Source organism: Serinicoccus sp. CUA-874 (assembly GCF_001942225.1).
Taxonomy (GTDB): domain Bacteria; phylum Actinomycetota; class Actinomycetes; order Actinomycetales; family Dermatophilaceae; genus Ornithinicoccus; species Ornithinicoccus marinus.
The window spans coordinates 288305-305774 of sequence record NZ_MKJZ01000011.1 but is presented as its reverse complement, the minus strand read 5'-3'; the positions used below and the strand labels follow the sequence as shown (position 1 = coordinate 305774).

19 protein-coding genes and 1 pseudogene are annotated in these 17470 nt (G+C 68.0%); 8 read left to right on the top strand and 12 right to left on the bottom strand.

Annotation, left to right across the window (positions count from 1 at the left end):
- Positions 1-33 precede the first annotated feature (33 nt).
- The 4 genes from BJF80_RS21750 (at position 34) to BJF80_RS05135 (ending at position 6248) form a co-directional block, all read left to right on the top strand.
- A complete protein-coding gene (locus BJF80_RS21750) occupies positions 34-1596 on the top strand; it encodes an AAA family ATPase (RefSeq protein ID WP_269087368.1) in 1563 nt (520 codons plus the stop codon).
- Positions 1597-2729: 1133 nt separating this feature from the next.
- On the top strand, positions 2730-4649 hold the full coding sequence (locus BJF80_RS18240) for a hypothetical protein (protein WP_143553982.1): 1920 nt from the start codon (positions 2730-2732) through the stop codon (positions 4647-4649).
- Positions 4650-5718: 1069 nt separating this feature from the next.
- Entirely contained in the window at positions 5719-5925 is a 207-nt protein-coding gene (locus BJF80_RS05140; protein ID WP_075811911.1) for an antitoxin MazE-like protein, read from the top strand.
- A complete protein-coding gene (locus tag BJF80_RS05135) occupies positions 5922-6248 on the top strand; it encodes a type II toxin-antitoxin system PemK/MazF family toxin (RefSeq protein WP_075811909.1) in 327 nt (108 codons plus the stop codon). Before BJF80_RS05140 ends, BJF80_RS05135 begins: the two co-directional genes overlap by 4 nt.
- A 46-nt stretch (positions 6249-6294) precedes the next feature.
- On the opposite strand, the gene BJF80_RS05130 is transcribed toward BJF80_RS05135, so the two are convergent.
- Positions 6295-7473, bottom strand: a complete 1179-nt coding sequence (locus BJF80_RS05130) for an IS110 family RNA-guided transposase (RefSeq protein WP_075811869.1) — start codon at positions 7471-7473, stop codon at positions 6295-6297.
- 275 nt (positions 7474-7748) lie between these two features.
- On the opposite strand from BJF80_RS05130, the gene BJF80_RS05125 reads away from it, so the two are divergent.
- Both BJF80_RS05125 and BJF80_RS05120 read left to right on the top strand, forming a co-directional pair.
- The gene (locus tag BJF80_RS05125) at positions 7749-8312 is read left to right on the top strand and encodes a DUF7010 family protein (RefSeq protein WP_075811867.1); all 564 of its coding nucleotides are present in this window, start codon (positions 7749-7751) and stop codon (positions 8310-8312) included.
- 80 nt (positions 8313-8392) lie between these two features.
- A complete protein-coding gene (locus BJF80_RS05120; RefSeq protein WP_075811865.1) occupies positions 8393-8845 on the top strand; it encodes a VOC family protein in 453 nt (150 codons plus the stop codon).
- A gap of 26 nt (positions 8846-8871) precedes the next feature.
- Here the strand turns inward: BJF80_RS05120 and BJF80_RS05115 are convergent, their stop codons facing one another.
- The 5 genes from BJF80_RS05115 to BJF80_RS05095 all read right to left on the bottom strand — a co-directional run bounded on the left by BJF80_RS05115 (position 8872) and on the right by BJF80_RS05095 (position 11492).
- Positions 8872-9099, bottom strand: coding sequence for a helix-turn-helix domain-containing protein (locus tag BJF80_RS05115; RefSeq protein ID WP_075811863.1), 228 nt, complete (start codon positions 9097-9099; stop codon positions 8872-8874).
- Positions 9086-9667: a DUF2975 domain-containing protein gene (locus BJF80_RS05110; RefSeq protein ID WP_143456410.1), complete on the bottom strand. Its 582-nt coding sequence runs from the start codon at positions 9665-9667 to the stop codon at positions 9086-9088. The genes BJF80_RS05115 and BJF80_RS05110 overlap by 14 nt, the downstream gene beginning before the upstream one ends.
- Before the next feature lie 141 nt (positions 9668-9808).
- A complete protein-coding gene (locus BJF80_RS05105; RefSeq protein WP_075811859.1) occupies positions 9809-10711 on the bottom strand; it encodes an NAD-dependent epimerase/dehydratase family protein in 903 nt (300 codons plus the stop codon).
- A gap of 134 nt (positions 10712-10845) precedes the next feature.
- Entirely contained in the window at positions 10846-11247 is a 402-nt protein-coding gene (locus BJF80_RS05100) for a type II toxin-antitoxin system VapC family toxin (protein WP_075811857.1), read from the bottom strand.
- Positions 11244-11492 (bottom strand): type II toxin-antitoxin system Phd/YefM family antitoxin, encoded by a 249-nt coding sequence (locus BJF80_RS05095; RefSeq protein ID WP_075811816.1) that lies wholly within the window; start codon positions 11490-11492, stop codon positions 11244-11246. Before BJF80_RS05095 ends, BJF80_RS05100 begins: the two co-directional genes overlap by 4 nt.
- Positions 11493-11745: 253 nt before the next feature.
- On the opposite strand from BJF80_RS05095, the gene BJF80_RS05090 reads away from it, so the two are divergent.
- Entirely contained in the window at positions 11746-12654 is a 909-nt protein-coding gene (locus BJF80_RS05090) for an arginase family protein (RefSeq protein ID WP_237767426.1), read from the top strand.
- Here BJF80_RS05090 and cysM read toward each other — a convergent pair.
- Positions 12624-13538, bottom strand: coding sequence for a cysteine synthase CysM (cysM, locus tag BJF80_RS05085; RefSeq protein WP_075811814.1), 915 nt, complete (start codon positions 13536-13538; stop codon positions 12624-12626). The genes BJF80_RS05090 and cysM overlap by 31 nt on opposite strands.
- A gap of 65 nt (positions 13539-13603) precedes the next feature.
- Positions 13604-14554: a class II glutamine amidotransferase gene (locus BJF80_RS05080; RefSeq protein WP_075811812.1), complete on the bottom strand. Its 951-nt coding sequence runs from the start codon at positions 14552-14554 to the stop codon at positions 13604-13606.
- 144 nt (positions 14555-14698) lie between these two features.
- Here BJF80_RS05080 and BJF80_RS05075 point away from each other — a divergent pair, with 144 nt between their 5' ends.
- Positions 14699-16045: an FAD-binding oxidoreductase gene (locus BJF80_RS05075; RefSeq protein ID WP_075811810.1), complete on the top strand. Its 1347-nt coding sequence runs from the start codon at positions 14699-14701 to the stop codon at positions 16043-16045.
- A gap of 30 nt (positions 16046-16075) precedes the next feature.
- On the opposite strand, the gene BJF80_RS05070 is transcribed toward BJF80_RS05075, so the two are convergent.
- From BJF80_RS05070 to BJF80_RS05060, 4 genes and pseudogenes are all read right to left on the bottom strand, one after another.
- Complete coding sequence (locus BJF80_RS05070) at positions 16076-16588, bottom strand: DUF2071 domain-containing protein (protein ID WP_269087374.1); 513 nt, start codon at positions 16586-16588, stop codon at positions 16076-16078.
- A gap of 94 nt (positions 16589-16682) precedes the next feature.
- Positions 16683-16847 (bottom strand): annotated as a pseudogene (locus BJF80_RS20670) (DUF2071 domain-containing protein); the annotation flags it as partial.
- Between the two features lie 28 nt (positions 16848-16875).
- Entirely contained in the window at positions 16876-17118 is a 243-nt protein-coding gene (locus BJF80_RS05065; RefSeq protein WP_075811808.1) for a YlcI/YnfO family protein, read from the bottom strand.
- The gene (locus BJF80_RS05060) at positions 17108-17422 is read right to left on the bottom strand and encodes a hypothetical protein (protein ID WP_202817139.1); all 315 of its coding nucleotides are present in this window, start codon (positions 17420-17422) and stop codon (positions 17108-17110) included. The genes BJF80_RS05065 and BJF80_RS05060 overlap by 11 nt, the downstream gene beginning before the upstream one ends.
- Positions 17423-17470: the final 48 nt, after the last annotated feature.

Sequence of the window (17470 nt, the reverse complement as noted above, 5' to 3'; positions counted from 1 at the left end):
GGGCTGGCGAGCCCCCGGCATACCCTGACCGGCATGGACGGTCGGATCGAGGTCTGGGGAGCGCGGCTGCACAACCTGCGCGACGTCGACGTCAGCCTCCCCCGCGGCGCGCTCGTCGCGGTGACCGGGGTGAGCGGGTCGGGCAAGTCGAGCCTGGCCTTCGGCACGATCCACGGGGAGTCGCAGCGGCGCTACCTCGACTCGGTCGCGCCGTATGCCCGTCGCCTGCTGCACGGTGCGCTCGACCCGCAGGTTCGCGACGTGGGCGGGCTGCCGCCGACGGTCGCGCTGGAGCAGGGCCGTGGGGCGGGCGGTGCGCGGTCGAGCGTGGGCACGGTGACCACGACCGGGGCGACGCTGCGCATGCTGCTGAGCCGGTGCGGGGCATACCCCGAGGGCGCGGAGCGGCTCGACTCCGACCACTTCTCGGCGAACACGGCACAGGGTGCGTGCCCGCGCTGCGGCGGGCTGGGGGTGGAGCACGAGCCGACCGAGGCCTCGATGGTGCCGGACGACTCGCTCTCGATCGCGGAGGGCGCGATCGCGGCGTGGCCGGGGGCGTGGCTGGGCAAGAACTACCGCGACATCGTCGCCACGCTCGGGCACGACATCGACGCGCCGTGGCGCGAGCTGCCCGCGGCAACGCGGGAGTGGATCCTCTTCACCGACGAGCAGCCGGTGGTCACGGTGGTGCCGGTGCGCGACGCGGAGCGGATCAACCGGCCCTACCAGGGCACGTTCTCCTCGGCGGCGCGCTATGTCCGGCGCACCCTCGCGGAGACGAAGAGCGCGACGTCGCGGCGGCGGATGCTGCGCTTCGTCGAGACGCGGCCGTGCCCGGAGTGCGGTGGGCGGCGGCTGCGGCCGGACGCGCTGGCGGTGACGTGGCAGGGGCTGGCGATCGACGAGGCGGCGGCGCTGCCGGTGGACGCGCTGGTGACGGTGCTGCGGGAGCGGCGCGGGGAGCTCGGGGGCGGGTCGGGTATGCCTGCCGCCGAGTCGGGTCCGGCGTCACCTCGGTCTGACGACGCGCTGGCGCAGGCGGAGTCGGTGCTGGTGGAGGACCTGCTGGGGCGGTTGGAGCTGCTGCTCGACCTGGGGCTGGGGCACCTGTCGCTGGACCGGCCGGCGGCCGGGGTGTCCTCGGGCGAGCTGCAGCGGCTGCGGCTGGCGACGGCGCTGCGGTCGGGGCTCTTCGGCGTGGTCTACGTGCTCGACGAGCCGTCGGCCGGGCTGCACCCGCGCGACGTCGACCAGCTCATGCGGCTGCTGCGCGCGCTGGTCGCGGCGGGCAACACGGTCGTGGTGGTGGAGCACGACATGGCCGTGGTGCGGCAGTGCGACTGGGTGGTCGACGTCGGGCCGGGCGCCGGGCGCGACGGCGGAGAGGTGCTGTGGTCCGGGCCGGTCGAGGGGTTGGCCGGGGTGGAGGAGTCGCGACGGCGGCGTACCTGGACGAGCCGGTGCACGCCGGTGAGGTGCTGGGCGAGGGCGCGGCGGCTGGTGGGTGGGAGCCGTCGGGGACGTTGGAGCTGCGCGGGTTGCGGCGGCATACCGTGCGGGGCGTCGACCTCGACCTGCCGTTGGGGGTCGTGACCGTGGTGACGGGGGTGTCCGGGTCAGGGAAGACGAGCCTGCTCGACGCGATCCACGACGTGGTCGGCGCGCAGCTCGCGCGGGTGGAGGACCTCGAGGACGCCGAGGCCGACGGGGAGTCGACTGACGACGATGTGGGTGGGGACGAGGAATCGGGGTCGGGCGGGTCCGTCCGCGCCCAGGGTCGCGGTGCGCCGCGGCGGGTCGTGCGGATCACGCAGAAGCCGATCGGCCGGTCGCCGAGGTCGACGCTGGCGACCTACACCGGGCTGTGGGACGCGGTGCGCAAGACGTTCGCGGCGACACCGGAGGCGAAGGAGCGCGGCTTCACCGCCTCCCGGTTCAGCTTCAACACGAAGGTCGGCCAGTGCCCGACGTGCGGGGGCGAGGGGGCGGTGGCGGTCGAGCTGCTCTTCCTGCCCGGGACGTATGCCCCGTGCCCGACCTGCCACGGCGACCGGTTCGGGCCGGAGACGCTCGAGGTGCGGTGGCGGGGGCACACCGTCGCGGACCTGCTGCGCATGAGCGTGCGCGAGGCGCGGGACGCGCTGGCGGAGGTGCCGGCGGCCGCCCGAGCGCTCGGTGCCCTGAACGCACTGGGGCTGGGCTACCTGCAGCTCGGGCAGTCGGCGACCGAGCTCTCCGGCGGCGAGGCGCAGCGGATCAAACTGGCCACCGAGCTGCAGAAGCAGCGCCGCAGCGCCACGCTCTACCTCTTCGACGAGCCGACCACCGGCCTGCATCCCGCCGACGTGCACCGGCTCCTGGCGCAGCTGCACGCGCTGGCCGACCAAGGGCATACCGTCGTGGTGGCGGAGCACGACCCGGTGGCTGTGGCGACAGCAGACGTAGTGGTCGAGCTGGGGCCGGGTGCTGGGGATGAAGGCGGCCGAATCGTGGCGGTCCGTGGGCGGACGTGACATCACTGTCATGCCGAGTTGCGGATGCCCGAGCAGCCTCATCACACTGCCGATCGCGCTGGCAGAAGCGCACAAGTCACGCCACAGGAACGGAAAGCCTGAGGGCTCAAGAGCGGCCAGTGCTACCTGCGAGCTAGCTACAACTACAGCCACTGGCTTGCGGTCGTCGCGTGTCTGTCGTGCGAACCCGGCAGCGTACACCAGAATGGTTCTGTGGACATCGAGCAGTTGGCTGTGAATCAAATCAGCGATCTCATCTCTAGATGCCCAAGACTTCGCTGCTACATCACGGTAAACGACAAGACACCGTTCACGGACGGGCATATCGACCTCTATCGTGACCCAGCGCGCGTGTCGAAAGATGAGTTTCTGGGGCGAGTCTCGGTCCAAGTTAAGGGACGGACTCCTTTTCCGCGGAACCGTGCTCGGCCGTCTATCCCAATTCCCCGCAAGGATCTCAATGGCTATCTCCGCGATCGAGGCGTCCTATATTTCGTCGTATATGTAGATCAGTCCACGGGGGATCGAGCGCCATATTACGTAAACTTGAGCCCCTTCAAGATTGAGGCACTCCTTGGTAAGGCGAAGCCCACAACCCAGAAGATCTCCGCTCGGCTGACACCCTTACCATCCACTCCCCACGAGCTCGAGAGCCTCCTGCGGTTCTCATTGATGACCAGTCGAGAGGACGCCTCTGCTCGCGCCTCAGAATCTGCTTGGGCGAACATGGATTCCATCACGCTACACGCTCCACAACCGCTAGATCTGAGTAGACCTATAACTCTAAACCGAACAGAACTCGACTTCAGTATATTCGTGCGCACTGGTGATGGAATGGAACTGCCGGCCGCAGGTGTCTTGTTCATCTCTCCCCAAGAATATGTGGGCGCCGCCACGGATTTCGCGGTCCGAGCGGGTGAATTCGAGTACAAGAACCCGATCCGACGGAAAGTGGATGACAATTCAGTAGCACTCATGTTAAGTGAGGGTCTGCAGATCACGCTGCGAGACCCCAAGGTTGATAAGGGTGGCGCAACAATTTCGCTTCAGGTGCAAGACAACTTAGGTGCGCGACTCCGAGACGTCGGATTTTTTCTGTCTTGCATGGATCTCAACGGTTTCGAGGTCGACGGCACGACCGCTGAGTTCGCCTCCATTCCACAATACGATGTCGACGAACTGCGTGGTCACTTCCGCTTCCTCACTCAGGTCGCCGAACTATTTCGATGCCTCGGCGCAGATCCAGACCTAATCGATCTCCAGTCAGTCAGCTCTCGACAACTGGATCAACTGCAGGTGCTGCACGCGGCTCTGGTCCACGGCAAGGAGGTTGAGCAGGATCTCGAAAAACCGGGCCGCGTCCTCCAACCCGTGGGCGACTGGGTCTTCGAGTTGTTGTGTGTTCCTGGGGGTAAGACAGGTAGATGTAAGGTGCTAGATCTTCTTGGCCCTGACCCCAAATACCAGTTCTCGCAACAACTCGGCGGCGCTGGATCTGAATTCGTACGTATCACACCTTACGAGATTATTTACGCGTCCCGTCTTCCCCGCGTCTTAAACCTCCATCTCGACAACCTCGTGGCGTCATTCAAAGATTTGTCAGACTATCCTGAGGCCGCCTCAAGGGCGGCGAGCCAAGTGTTACGACTGATTACAGCTGCGGACGAGCTCGAAGTTCGACGCGTAGAATTCCTGACGGCCGCACATGAACTTAATGATTGGTTAATGGTCGAGGATGTAGATTCACCGACACATATGATCAACCAGTGGCAAATTCTTGCACGCCTAGGGTTACTAACCGATGCGCATCGCCGGGAAATTCGTGAACTGAGACGCCGGGCTGGCGCCGGTGACATCCCAACGGACCCAAAGGACGAACAGGGGAGCTCCGAGGATTGGGCCCTGCTCATAGAGGTGTCGTGCGCCATCCTGCTCGCCGACGAAGATGAAGTGACGTTTCTTGTTTCGAGAGTAAAATTGGAGCGTCGAGAACTGTTGACGAAGTGGCCCATCTGGACGTTGTACGAGAGGGGCGCTGATGACCTCTCGTCAGGGGCTCGCAGTCCTGACCAGGTATGGCGGGAGAAGATCCTGAAGGCGGTTCCAGAGGGCGAGAGGCGAAGCGAGCAGTAGAAAGTGGTTGGTGCCTGACTCAAAAGTTCAGGGCGGCTACGCCGTCCCGTCCCGCTCCCATCCGGACATGCCGCGTGGAGGACGGCTACGCTCGTCCGACTTTGCCGCGAGTGGGGCGTCCGGGCGTACTGAACGCCGGCCCAAATCAGAACCCGCCTCCCACCCTGCTCTCGAACTCGTTTCCGCAGTCCGAGCACCGCACGAAGTGACGCACGATGTCCCCAGCCGGCGAGGGGACGTAGTGGATCTCATCTGCCGCGCGCTCGACCGCTAGGGATCCGCACCGTGGACAAGGATCGTAACCAGCGACCGCGCGACTTCGCTGCGATTGCTGATGCTGACGCAGAAGCGCTACGGCCAGCCCTAGGCTGACGACACAGCTGACCGCGAAATAGAGCCGATAGGAACTCCACGCCAGCCCAACGATGGACACCATGGATGTCAGTAGCAGAGCCAGCAATTTTATCCTGCGTCCCGTCACCCTGCACTCCTTCCACGGCGTAGGCACTCATCTGTCGTTGATCGAGCGATTGACTGATCAAGCCTCGGCGTCTAGGAGCGACGGGCTGGGCATGGCAGCCCCATCCGTTCAACACGATGCAGCGGCGACTCGCCTTCCGGGTCCGTGTTCAGCTGACCGCTACCCAGACCCTCCGTGCTGGCGGCCAGGCCGGGAACAGCGCTAGTCGTGGAGGACTCGCTAGGAACTCGCCTGCGCACCCCGCCTGACCCGCATTAGATTGCCGATCGCCAGTGCCAAGAACAAGACGCCGAGCGCGACCCACAACCACCGCAACGAGGAGCCGGACACGAGTCCGGCTCCCACAAGGCAGGCGCCCAACACGATATTAAGCACGGCAACCACTGAGACCATGCGGCGGCGCTGCTCGTCCATGCGGGCCACAGTAGCCCCGGAGCGTTTCGGGGCACTGCCCACCTGCGCGATTATCGTCAGCGCACTCTTCTGCCGCTGGTCGCTCGGCGGGTGAGGTGGGGACCCAAATCTTGGTGCGCTGTTAGGGACGTAGCCGCCTTCCGCTGCACTGTCGTTACATGTAACGTGGTAGGCATGACGGTGAAGCATCGAGTCAGCGAGTACCGGCGCAGGATGCGCGCACGCGGACTTCGACCCGTGCAGATCTGGGTGCCGGACGTGCGTAGCGAGCGCTTCGCACAGGAGGCCGAACGTCAGGCGGCCCTGGTCGCCAGGGCGGACGAGCAGTCCGATGACCAGGGGTTCGTCGAAGCCGTCACCGCCCCCTGGGACGAGGAGTGAGGCGCGGCGAGCTGTGGACCGTCGCCGGGGGTGTCTACGCCTCCAAGCCGAGGCCCGCACTGATCGTGCAGGACGACCTCTTCGAGGGCACTGCCTCGGTGACCGTGGCGCCCCTGACGACGACGCTGATAGATGCCCCTCTGCTTCGCGTACGCGTCGCCGCCGATGATCTCACCGGCCTGCAGCACGACAGCCAGGTCATGATCGACAAGGTCACCACAGTCCGCCGCGAGAACGTCGGTACCCGCATTGGCCGCCTGGCGCCCGAAAGTCTCCTGGAGGTCGAACGCGCCCTCATGGCTTTCCTCGGCCTGGCTAGGTAGCGGACGAGAGACCACTGCGGACATCCGCATCTGGCACCCCTCTGTGTCAAGACGCCGCTGGGAGGGTGGTTCTAGGCTTGGTGGTGGCGGGTCCGGGAAGTGGCTTGTCCGAAGAGCCGGCATCGGGTTGTGAGCCGGTCGCGCTGGAGTCAGAGTCGTTACCCAGTTGCCCTCCCGGGCCCGTCGTCGCACGTCGGGCGAGGTCGTCGAGCATCGCCTTGTAGACCAGGTCGGACAGGCGCCGTTTGAGGCAGCGCATCGCTTCCATCGGCGTTTTGCCGGCGGCGACCTTTCGGTCGTAGTAGGCACGGCCCTCGGTCGCGTGCCGCAGCTGTACGACGGCCATGATGTGCAGCACCCGGTTGATCTGCCGGTTCCCCTTGCGGGAGAGCCGGTGGTGGGTGTGGTCCCCGGAAGAGGCGTCGACCGGGGCGGTGCCGGTCCAGGACGCGAAGTGGTTGCGGTCGGGGAAGCGGGTGATGTCGACGACCTCGACCAGCAGCCGCGCGGCGCCGGAGGGTCCGATGCCGTGCAGGTCGATCAGGCCGGTCCCGGTGGCTTTGACCAGGGACTTCAGCTCCTTGTCCGCGGCCTTGGTGCGCGCGTAGATCTTGGTCAGGTCCTCGACCAGCTCGGCCGCGTGGGCCTTGCGCACCTTGCCCGCCGGTGTGGTCGGGCGGACCTTCTTGAGCAGCTCCTTGGCCTGGGCCGCGGACAGGGACCGCTTGGCCCCGCCGGGGATGAGCTCGAGGAGAAGCTTGTGCAGCTGGCACACCTTGCGGGTGTGCTCGGCCCCCAGGGAGGCGCGCCGGTCCACGCACATGCGCAGCACCTCCAACTGCTCGTCGTCGACGACTGGGCGCAGCCCGGACATGCGGACTCCGACCAGGGCGATGGAGTGGGCGTCGGTGGCGTCGGTCTTGCGGCCCTGGCCGGTGGCGAAGACCCGCACTCGCGCGGACATCTTCGCCGGCACGTCGACCACGTCCTCGCCGTCGGCGACGAGCCGGGAGGCCACGTGCTTGCCGATCCCGGCGCAGCCCTCGACCGCCCAGAGACGCTGCGGCCACTGCCGCGCGTAGCCCAGCAGCTGGGCGTACCCGTCAGCGTCGGTGGTGAACCGGCCGCCACCGACGACCTGCTCGTGGCTGGTCATGACCTCGATCGTGACGGTGCGCTTGTGCGGGTCCATCCCGATCACGACCCGGGTACCTTGCTCGTCCATGTTGTGCTCCCTTGCTCGGACAACGGTGATGTCGAGCTGGGAGGGCACCGCTACGTACGGCTGGGCAAACCCCTCTCGAGCCTCTCCCGGCCCTGGCGGTGACCGGGGCGACGCAGGCCAAATGTGAGCCTCACGCCGACGGCGTGGGCAGCCGCACTGAGAGCGGCCACCCCGGTCACCTGAGACCGAGCCTGGCCGGGCCCGATCCTGACGTCAATGAAACACGTAGCCGCGCTCAGGACGTCTGCGTCGTCCGCTCGGCAATACTCATGTCTATGTCTGGCCTCGAGGACGCCCTGGTTGAGCTCGCACGAAGCAACTACCAGGGGGCGGTCTTCCTCCTCGCGTACGGCACGACCTGGCTGGTCTTCGCCGTCATGTGGCGCGCCACCGAGCCCAAGTGGGCAGTGACGGCCACCTTGTTCCAAGGGATGGTCGCCCTACCCGTGGCACTCGGCATGTCGGCGTGGCTAGGGATGTTCGAGGCCAGACCAGGCGGCGAGCTCATCAGCCAGCTAGGGATCCTGATCTCTGTTTCTCAACTCCTCGTCCTGCCGCTCTTGATCGTGCTGACGGTGCGAGGCCGCTACACCCTGGTTCCGCTCCTCTTCTCCCTCGCAGGAGCAGTGCACTTCGTGCCTTACGCATGGCTGTACCAGAGCCTCCTCTACATACTGCTACCCATCGTTCTCGCGCTCGGCCTCGCCGCCATCTACGGCACCGACCGCGCCACGGCAGACGGAGACGACATGGACGCTGCCGGTGCGGGGAGGGTATGCGCACTCACCGGGGTGGCATTGCTCCTCACCGGAGGGGTCGCTATCGCGGCACCTATCTAGTGGTCATCGATGCGCCCGCATCCGCCAGGCGGCTCGCTCATCACCTCTGCGCCGTCGGTGGCCGGGTCTAGTCTCGGCAGATGGTGACCTGGCAGCGCACGATCGACTCGAACGACCCTGCCCGGATGGCGCGGTTCTGGGCCCCGCCGCTGGGCTACGTGCCCGAGCCACCGCCGAGCGGCTTCGACTCCTGGCTCGCCTACTACCAGTCTGCGGTGCCCGAGGAGAACCTCAGCGGCAACCCCGACGACTACATCGACAGGATCATCGACCCTCATGGCGAGGGACCGAAGATCTGGTTCCAGCCCGTGCCGGAGAAGAAGACCGTCAAGACCCGGTTCCACTTCGACATCTACGTGGCCGATCACACCGCCTCGATGGATGAGATCGTCGCGACAGTCGATGCCAAGGTGGCCGAGCTGGTCAGTCTCGGCGCCACAGTCGCTCATGTGAACCGCGTCGACACCGAGACTCTGCAACGGTATGCCGTCATGATGCGCGACGCAGTGGGCAACGAGTTCTGCGTGGCGTGACGCGCCACGTGCACCGCGGAGCGTGCTCACTGTTTGGAAGTGATATCCAGAAGGTCCGCGGGTGAGCAGTCCAGCGCGTCACAGATGAGGGTGAGGCTGCTGAACCGCACCGCCTTGGCTCTGCCGTTCTTGAGGATGGAGAGGTTGGCCAACGTGATACCCGTCGCCTGCGAGAGCTGGGTCAACGTCATACCCCGATCGACGAGGACTTCGCCGAGCCGGGACACGATGCGATGCTCCTCAGACGAGCCCATCCATCTCCTTCTCCAGGCGTGCCCCTCGGTCGAACGCAGAGGCCAACGCTCCAGCGACGACGGCCGCGATGACCAGGCTGAGCGAGACAGAGGGGAGATCGGTCCCTACGGCGAGCATGTGCCACCGCTCGTCCGGGGGCTCCCAGCTCACGACGCCGGAGATGGTCGCAACGTCGACGAGGACGCGCAGAACGGCCAGCGCGAGAACGACGACAGCGATCGTGCGGAGCCGGCGAGCGATGTCAGGGGCAAAGGGAGCACCCTCCATCGCGCGCTGCGCCACCAGACGGGCTGCGCGCAGCACCATGACGAACATGACGGTGAAGAGGACGATCGACACCGAACCGAGCGCCCGCAACCACACCGGGAGCAGGCGGATGTCCCCCGTCGCTGGCTCACCCTCGGCGGCCGTGTACTCCAGCTGGAGCACCTGAGGCAGCGCCGTCGCATCCACCCACGCGTCGTCCCACCACCACATCGGCACGACTCCGGTCAGGATCGCGAACAGGCGCACGAGGCAGAGCACCACGGCGCCCCAGATGAGCACGTCCAGAACCCGTGTGGTCAAGCCCGCCCGTGAGGGTCGTACCTTCGTCGTCGTGTGACCCACTGCCCACGCCTCCCTTATCGAGATTCGATGTATCGAAGAACGATAAGACAAGGAGCGCGGGCCCGTCGACAGGCCTGCCCCGCGGCCGGTGCGCCTGAGTCAGGCCTCTGGTTGCGGATCGGGCAGGACGTCGCGCCACGAGTGCTGCGGTGCGTATCCGAGGAGCTCACGGGCCTTGCCGATGGAGTAGAAGGTCTCGTCCGGGCCCATCTCACGCTTCAGTTCGACCCCGTCATAGAAGCGGTCCCGGACCTCCTGGGTGGTCAGAGCGACGGACATATCCGCGTTGGCGACGTTGAAGACCTCGTAGCCGAGCCCATCGACCTCCAGACACCGCTGCACCATCTGGCTGAGGTCGCGGGTGTCGATGTAGGCGAAGACGTTGCGGCGCCTCAGCGACGGATCGGCCAGGAAGTCCGGGAACAACTCGGCATACTCGTCCGGCTCGATGACGTTGTTGATCCGCAGGCCGTACACGTCGGCGCCGCTGCGGGCCTGGAAGGAGCGCGCCGTCACCTCGTTGGCCACCTTGGACATGGCGTAGGAGTCCTCCGGCACCGTCGGGTGGTCCTCGTCGACGGGCACGTACTGCGGTCGCCGCTCGCCCTGAGCGAAGCAGATCCCGTAGGTCGTCTCCGAGGAGGCGAACACGATCTTGCGGACACCCAGCCGCGTCGCGGCCTCCAGCACGTTGTATGTGCTCAGCACGTTCGTCGCGTAGGTGCGCGCGTCGGAGGCGATGAGGATCGCCGGCAGCGCCGCGAAGTGCACCACGGCGTCGTAGGCAGGCTTCTCCGCGAGTTTCAGCTCCTCCATCCTCGCCAGCCCGGCCAACGCCGAGTAGGTCTCGCCGGCGTCCGTGAGGTCGACCCTCAGGTCGGCCACGTCCGGATGCTCCAAGGGGACGAGGTCGGCGTTGGTGACCTGATGGCCCTGCTCGGCCAGGTAGGTCGCGACGTGCTTGCCGGCCTTGCCGCTTCCACCGGTGAAGAAGATGCGCATGACGCGATTACACCACCCCCCGGTTCTCCTCATTGGGCAGACCGCTACTGCCACTTGGCCGGGTGTTTAGTTGCCCAAGGACGGTCGGTCTGAATGACGGGATCACTGTCGATGCGCCCGTGTGCCACAGATCGTCAGACGGCGCGCACGTCGACCAGGTCCTCCAGCCCGCCGAAATCGTCCGGGTTGCGCGTGTAGAGCGTCGCGTCATGTGCGTGAGCGGTGGCGGCGATCAACAGGTCCATGGTGCGTCGTCGGGGCTGACGGCCTGCTTCCACGACCGCAGCCGCGAGGCGACCGTAGCTGGCCGCCACCGCCTCATCCACAGGGAGCGGATCGAACCGGTGTTGGAGGATGCTCAGTCGCCGCAGGCGTTCGGCGCGGACCTCGGCTGACTTGGCCACGAGGACGCCGAAGTGCAACTCCGCCAAGGTGACCGCGCTGATGGCCAGGACGCCAGGTATGGGCTTGAGCACCTCGCCGATCACGACGCTTGTGTCGAGCACGCCCCGGGCATCGGACGTCTGCGCCGTCACTGCCCTGCCCACGGGTCGCGCACAGCGTCCTCGAGCAACTCCCGGTCAGCTGTCCACTCGGCATCAGAAGGGCCAGCGAACAAGTCAGCGACGTCGTCCCATCGGTGCCACCGGGTCTGTCGAGCGGGCACGAGTCGGGCGCTGGGTCGACCAGAGACGGTGATCTCGATCTCCTCGCCACGCTCCACACGTCGCAGCAGACCGGAGGCGTCCTGCCTCAGCTCACGAAGTCCTACCGTCTCCATGAGCCCAGAGTAGCGCTTGTGCTACTCCTGTGGAAGGCCCACGTCACGGCGACGAAGAGCGGCCATCGGGCGTCCCCTGGCACCACCCAGGCGAGCACGAGCAAGGCAGCCGACGGCTCGGCCCAAGTCTCAGGCGGGGAAGGCCCCGCTGGAGAGGTAGCGGTCGCCGCGGTCGCAGACCACGAACGTTCTTTGCAGCCTTGCACCCGCAGGCGCCTCGCCATGAGTGCACCGATCGGGCATCCTTGGAGGAATGGTGTCGATCAACATCCTCGGCTACCCCAGCAGCGCCGCTGCGTACTGTGTCGGCGTCGAGGACGCGCCGGCCGCTCTGCGCGAGGCCGGCCTGGTGGCCGCGCTGGAGTCCGCAGGGCACCAGGTCGACGACCTGGGTGACCTCCCGGTCCACCTGTGGAAGCCGGACCAGGAGCGCCCGCGGGCCCAGAACCTCGACGAGGAAGTCGAGGCCCTCCGCGCGCTGGCCGACACAGCCGCGCCGTTCGTCGCGACTGACTCTCGCCTGCTCGTGCTCGGCGGGAGCTGCACGGTTGCGCTCGGGCTGTGCGCCGCCGTGGCCGATGCCGGTATCGAGCCGCACCTCGTCTACGTGGACCGTCACCTGGACCTCAACACGCCCGACTCGACCGCCGAGGGGTCGCTCAGCTGGATGGGTATGGCGCATGCGCTCGGCCTACCCGGCGCCGAGGAGTCCCTGGTCCGGCTGACCGACCGGTCCCCACTCCTGGCCCCGGGTCACCTGAGCCTCGGGGTCGAGCCCACCGTCGAGGCCACCGGGTGGGAACGCGACCAGGTCGACCACCTGGGGATCGCTGTGACCACCCAGGCAGAGCTGGTCGCAGATCCTGCGGCCGCTGGGCTCGCCTCGCGAGGCGCTCTGCCTGACGGGCCGTTCGTGGTCCACGTCGATGTCGACGTGCTGGACTTCCTCGACGCCCCGCTGGCCGAGAACGTCAACGGGCGCAACTCGGGCCCGACCGTGAGCCAGCTGGGTCAGGCCCTGGCCGCGCTGTCGCGTGAGCCGGGACTCATCGGTATGTCGGTCGGACAGCTCGTGCCCGCGCACGCCTCGGCCGACCCCACCTCCCTCGGCCGGTTCGTGGATGCGCTCGCTCAGGCGGGAAAGACCCCGCTGGAGAGGTAGCGGTCGCCGCGGTCGCAGACCACGAAGACGATCGTCGCCCCCTCGACCTCCTCGGCCACCTGCAGGGCGGCCCAGCACGCACCACCTGCGGAGATGCCGCCGAAGATGCCCTCCTCGCGGGCCATCCGCCGGGCCGTCTCCTCGGCGTCGGGCTGAGCGACCTCCACGGTCCGGTCCACCGCCGAGGGGTCGAAGATCCTCGGCACGTACTCCGGCGGCCAGGCGCGGATCCCGGGGATCCGCGAGCCCTCCGCGGGCTGCGCTCCGACGATCTGGACCCCGGGGTCGCGCGACTTGAGGAAGCGCGAGACCCCGGTGATCGTGCCGGTGGTGCCCATCGCGGACACGAAGTGCGTGATCCGTCCGTCGGTCTGGCGCCACAGCTCCGGGCCGGTGCCGTCCTCGTGGGCGCGAGGGTTGTCCGGGTTGCCGAACTGGTCCAGGACCCGGCCCCTCCCCTCCTGCTCCATGCGCGTCACGACGTCGCGGGCCTCTTCCATGCCGCCGTCCGCCGGGGTGAGCACGAGCTCGGCCCCGTATGCCTTCATCGTCTGGATCCGCTCGGTCGAGGCGTCCTCGGGCATGACGATGACCAACGGGTAGCCGCTGATCGCGGCCGCCATCGCCAGGCCGATCCCAGTGTTGCCGGACGTCGCCTCCAGCAGGGTGTCGCCGGGCGAGATCTCCCCCCGCGCCTCGGCGCCCCGGATCATGCTGATCGCCGGCCGGTCCTTCACCGAGCCGGCCGGGTTGTTGCCCTCGAGCTTGGCGAGCAGCACGTTGCCGCGGCGTTCGTTGTCCGGCCCCGGAAGGCGCTGCAGCCGCACCAGCGGGGTGCCGCCGATGGTGTCCTCCATCGTGGGGTAGGGCCTGGGGTCGCTCATCCGCCGGAGTCTACGGCGGCGGTCACCGAGGACCCGCCGCCGGCCGGGCTGCGGGCCGGACCCCGCTATACCGAGAGCGCCTCGACCTTCTTGGTCACCCGCCCGCCCTCGTTGCGCAGGAAGACGATGTGGCCAAAGTCGAGCTGCGACCAGCCGTCGGTGTCCTCGGTGAGCGCCTCGGAGGCGAAGATCACACCGGTCGCCTCGTCCTCGGCGCACTGCTCGAAGGCATACGTGCTCGTGTCCTCCTCGAACTTGCGCCCCATGAGGAAGTAGAGCGGCTCCAGCAGCATCGAGAGGCTGTGGTCGTCGGTGCCCGGCTCCGACTTGCGCAGCTCCCGCCAGTCGCCGGTCGGGTCGGTCTCCCCCTGCAGCCCGAGGCCGGCGTTGACGCCGATGATGCGGTCCTGGGACACCAGCGCCAGCTTGAGCTTGGTCAGGCCCGGCAGCTCGAGCTTCTCCATCGCGGCGGCGATGAGACGGATCATCTCCTCGACCGCGCGCTGCACCTGCTCGTCGCTGTCGCCCTCGAGCAGCGAGAGCAGCAGCACGTAGATGAACTCGGTGTCCGTCGAGCCCGCCATCTGCTTGAGGTATTCGTCCTTGCAGTGCTGCAGCAGCTCACGCTGCAGGATCTGCCAGCCCGGCAGGTAGCCGTTCTGCGCGACGATCCAACGTGTCCCCTCGAAGGAGAACGGGTGACAGTTCTCGTCGGCCAGCACGACCTTCGCGTCGTAGGCGGCGGCGCGCACGTGGGCCAGCATCGTGCTGGCACGCAGGCTCGGGACGATGCGCTCCAGGTTGTCGTCGTAGAACGCGGCCATCGGCCGGCGGTAGATGAAGGGCTTCTCCGGGTGTGCCAGGTGCTCGCCCCACGCGCCGAACCCCCAGCCGGCCAGCTGCAGCTCCGGGTGGCTCTCCGGGTCGAGGGCCTGGTTGACCAGGCTGTTCTCCGGGGTGAGCAGCAGGTTCTCCAGCGGGGTCTCCGGCCCGATGAACGCGAGCACTCGGCACATACGCTTCCTCCACAGATGACCTGGACGTCGGTGATCGGTCGTCAGCCTAGGCGGACGACCGCGTCGGTGGACCCTCGGTCCGCCTCCTGCGTGGCGGATCGGCGATGATCGGAGGGACAACGACCGTCGACGAGGAGAACACCGATGACCGTCGCCTCCGACCTGGCCGAGGTGCTCGGCGACCGGCTCAGCCGCGACCCGGAGGAGCTGGAGCGCTACGCCGGCGACAGCTCGCGGGCGCAGCCCGAGGGTATGCCCGTGGCCGTCGTCCACGCCGAGAGCACCGCGGACGTCTCGGCGACCCTGGCCTGGGCAGACGCGAACGGGGTCCGGGTGTCGGTGCGCGGCGCCGGCACGGGCCTGTCCGGTGGTGCCGTCGCCTATGCCGGCGGGCTGGTGCTGTCGCTGGCGCGGATGAACCGGATCCGCCGCATCGACGAGGTCAACCGGCTCGCCGACGTCGAGGCGGGCGTGGTCACCTCCGACCTGGACACCGCCGCGAAGGAGCACGGCCTGTTCTTCCCGCCCGACCCCGCCAGCGTCCGCACCTGCACCATCGGCGGCAACATCGCCACCAACGCCGGCGGGCTGCGGTGCGTCGCGCACGGGGTGACCGCCGACTCGGTCGCCGCGCTGGAGGTGGTGCTCGCCGACGGGCGCGTGCTGCAGACCGGCGCGCGCACCCGCAAGAACGTCGCCGGGCTCGACCTGACCAGTCTCTTCACCGGCTCCGAGGGCACTCTCGGGGTCATCACCGCCGCCACCGTGCGGCTCAAGCCGATGCCGGAGGGCGACCCCTGCACCTTCCGGGTTTCCTTCGACCGGATGACCGACGCGGGCCGCGCCGTCACCGCGATCGCCGCGCTGGCGACCCCGCCCGAGGTGCTCGAGCTGATCGACGCCCCCAGCGTGGAGATCATCGAGTCCTACCAGCCCAGCGGGCTCACCGTGCCCGGCGCCGCGATCCTCGTCGGGCAGACCGTGGGTCCGGGGGCTCAGGCGCAGGCCGAGGACATCGTCGAGGTATGCCGCCGGCACGGCGCGACCGACAGCGAGATCGCCGAGTCCGAGGAGCTGATCGAGGCCCGGCGGCTGTCCAACCCGGCGCTGACCGCGCGCGGGCTCCGGGTCTCCTGCGACGTCGGCGTCCCGCTGAGCGAGCTGGCCGCGGTCTTCGCGGGCATCGAGGAGATCGCCCGCGACCACGGGCGCGTGGTGTCGACGGTCGCACACGCCGGCGACGGCAACCTCCACCCCAGCGTGCAGGCCGACGACACCCCCGAGGACCACGCCGCCGCCGAAGCCGTCATCCACGACATCACCCGGCTCGCGCTGTCGCTCGGCGGCACCGTCACCGGCGAGCACGGGATCGGCTCGCTCAAGCTGCACGAGCTGTCGTGGCAGCTCGACGACACCGCCCGACAGGTGCAGGCCGCGATCAAGGACGCCCTGGACCCGCAGGGCATCCTGACGCCCGGGCGGGGCTTCTGAGGCGGGCTCCGACGGGTATGCCTCGGTGCCTCAGATCCGGCGGGCGCCCCCGAAGCGGGTGATGAAGCCAGGGTGGTCGAAGGGCATCGCGAGGACCGAGTCGGGTGGCCGTGCGGCGAGGTCGGGGAAGCCGGCGCCGGCGAGCAGGTCGTCGTCGAGGTCGAGCAGCTCGGCCTGCGCCAGCGGCCACGGCGGGTGCTCGTTGGCGGTCCAGATCGTGCGGCCGAGGCGGCGCTCGTGGAAGCCCCACCGGGCCGTGAGGAAGCGGGACAGCGCGGTGTCGACCAACTCCTCACCGATCGCGACGCGGATGCGGGTACTGGTACGACGTGCGCTCGACCGGCGCCCCACGCCGCGGCGACGCGAGCGGAACTCGCGCACCCGCGCGGTCGGGTCCTCGTGCATACCGATCTGGGACCAGCGGTAGGGCAGCCCGAAGAGGACGTGCGCGGCCAGGACGGGGAGCGCGTGCTCGGCCTCCAGGGTCTGAAAGACGACGCCGCGGCGGCCCTGGGCGTCGGTGCCGTAGGTGCGGACGTTGATCTCGTGGAAGGTGCCGAGGTAGGGGAATGGGCGCGAACGGCAGGAAGCGGAACTCCGTTGGCGTGAAGGGCACCAGGGCGACCCACGCCGACCCGTCGAGGACGTCCGGCTCGACGCCCTCGGGCATGAGCGGGCGGACGCGCTCGGGGTCCACCCGCCAGTGCACGAAGACCGCGCGGCTCCAGCGCTGGGCGAGCGCGGCGCGACCGGTGAGCGCCGGCGCGTGCGGCGCAAGCTCCCCGGCCTTGCCCTTTGTCATACCCACCAGTGTGACCGCCGTCGGCGCCTCAGGCTGGTCGAGAAAGCTCGTGCTCGACGGCACGGCGGATCCAGGCTGAGACCGAACGGTCGTCGGATTCGGCCGCGCGCTTCACCTCCTCGAGCAGGTCAGCGGGGAAGCGCACGGGCACCGGCGCACTCAGAGGGCGCTTGCGGCGCTGTGGCGGGCCCTGGGGCTCTTGATTCTCCGGCTCGGCGTAGAACGCATGCTCCTGCTCGGGACTCATCCTGTCGTTCTGGTCAGTGTTCATCTCGGTCCCTTCGGTAGGTCGCGGCGAGGCCCGAAGTCGCCTCGTAGCAGCCGATCGGTCGACACGCGCGCGCATCGCCCGATCGGGAGGGCGCCAATGGCACGACGAGCACTCGCCCGTCGACCTCGGCGATCATCAGCCAATGGGCCGGCGGCTTGGCCGGATAGAACAGCGGATCGGCGTCCCACACGTCGATCACGTCGTCCAATCCCAGATGCGGATGCTTGAACAGGTGAGCGGCCTGCTGGTCGACCTCGAAGGGCGCGTCCTCATCCAGCGCTTCGAGATCGAGCGGCTCGCACACCCATGAATCGTATGACAAACGAATACGAACGTGCTCGATCTGCATTGC

Bases quoted from the DNA above. Each gene is read 5' to 3' on its own strand.
- BJF80_RS21750 (WP_269087368.1), top strand. From the start codon at position 34: ATGGACGGTCGGATCGAGGTCTGGGGAGCGCGGCTGCACAACCTGCGC.
- BJF80_RS05140 (WP_075811911.1), top strand. From the start codon at position 5,719: ATGACGGTGAAGCATCGAGTCAGCGAGTACCGGCGCAGGATGCGCGCA.
- BJF80_RS05130 (WP_075811869.1), bottom strand. From the start codon at position 7,473: ATGGACGAGCAAGGTACCCGGGTCGTGATCGGGATGGACCCGCACAAG.
- BJF80_RS05125 (WP_075811867.1), top strand. From the start codon at position 7,749: ATGTCTGGCCTCGAGGACGCCCTGGTTGAGCTCGCACGAAGCAACTAC.
- BJF80_RS05120 (WP_075811865.1), top strand. From the start codon at position 8,393: ATGGTGACCTGGCAGCGCACGATCGACTCGAACGACCCTGCCCGGATG.
- BJF80_RS05115 (WP_075811863.1), bottom strand. From the start codon at position 9,099: ATGGGCTCGTCTGAGGAGCATCGCATCGTGTCCCGGCTCGGCGAAGTC.
- BJF80_RS05105 (WP_075811859.1), bottom strand. From the start codon at position 10,711: ATGCGCATCTTCTTCACCGGTGGAAGCGGCAAGGCCGGCAAGCACGTC.
- BJF80_RS05095 (WP_075811816.1), bottom strand. From the start codon at position 11,492: ATGGAGACGGTAGGACTTCGTGAGCTGAGGCAGGACGCCTCCGGTCTG.
- BJF80_RS05090 (WP_237767426.1), top strand. From the start codon at position 11,746: ATGGTGTCGATCAACATCCTCGGCTACCCCAGCAGCGCCGCTGCGTAC.
- cysM (WP_075811814.1), bottom strand. From the start codon at position 13,538: ATGAGCGACCCCAGGCCCTACCCCACGATGGAGGACACCATCGGCGGC.
- BJF80_RS05080 (WP_075811812.1), bottom strand. From the start codon at position 14,554: ATGTGCCGAGTGCTCGCGTTCATCGGGCCGGAGACCCCGCTGGAGAAC.
- BJF80_RS05075 (WP_075811810.1), top strand. From the start codon at position 14,699: ATGACCGTCGCCTCCGACCTGGCCGAGGTGCTCGGCGACCGGCTCAGC.
- BJF80_RS05065 (WP_075811808.1), bottom strand. From the start codon at position 17,118: ATGAACACTGACCAGAACGACAGGATGAGTCCCGAGCAGGAGCATGCG.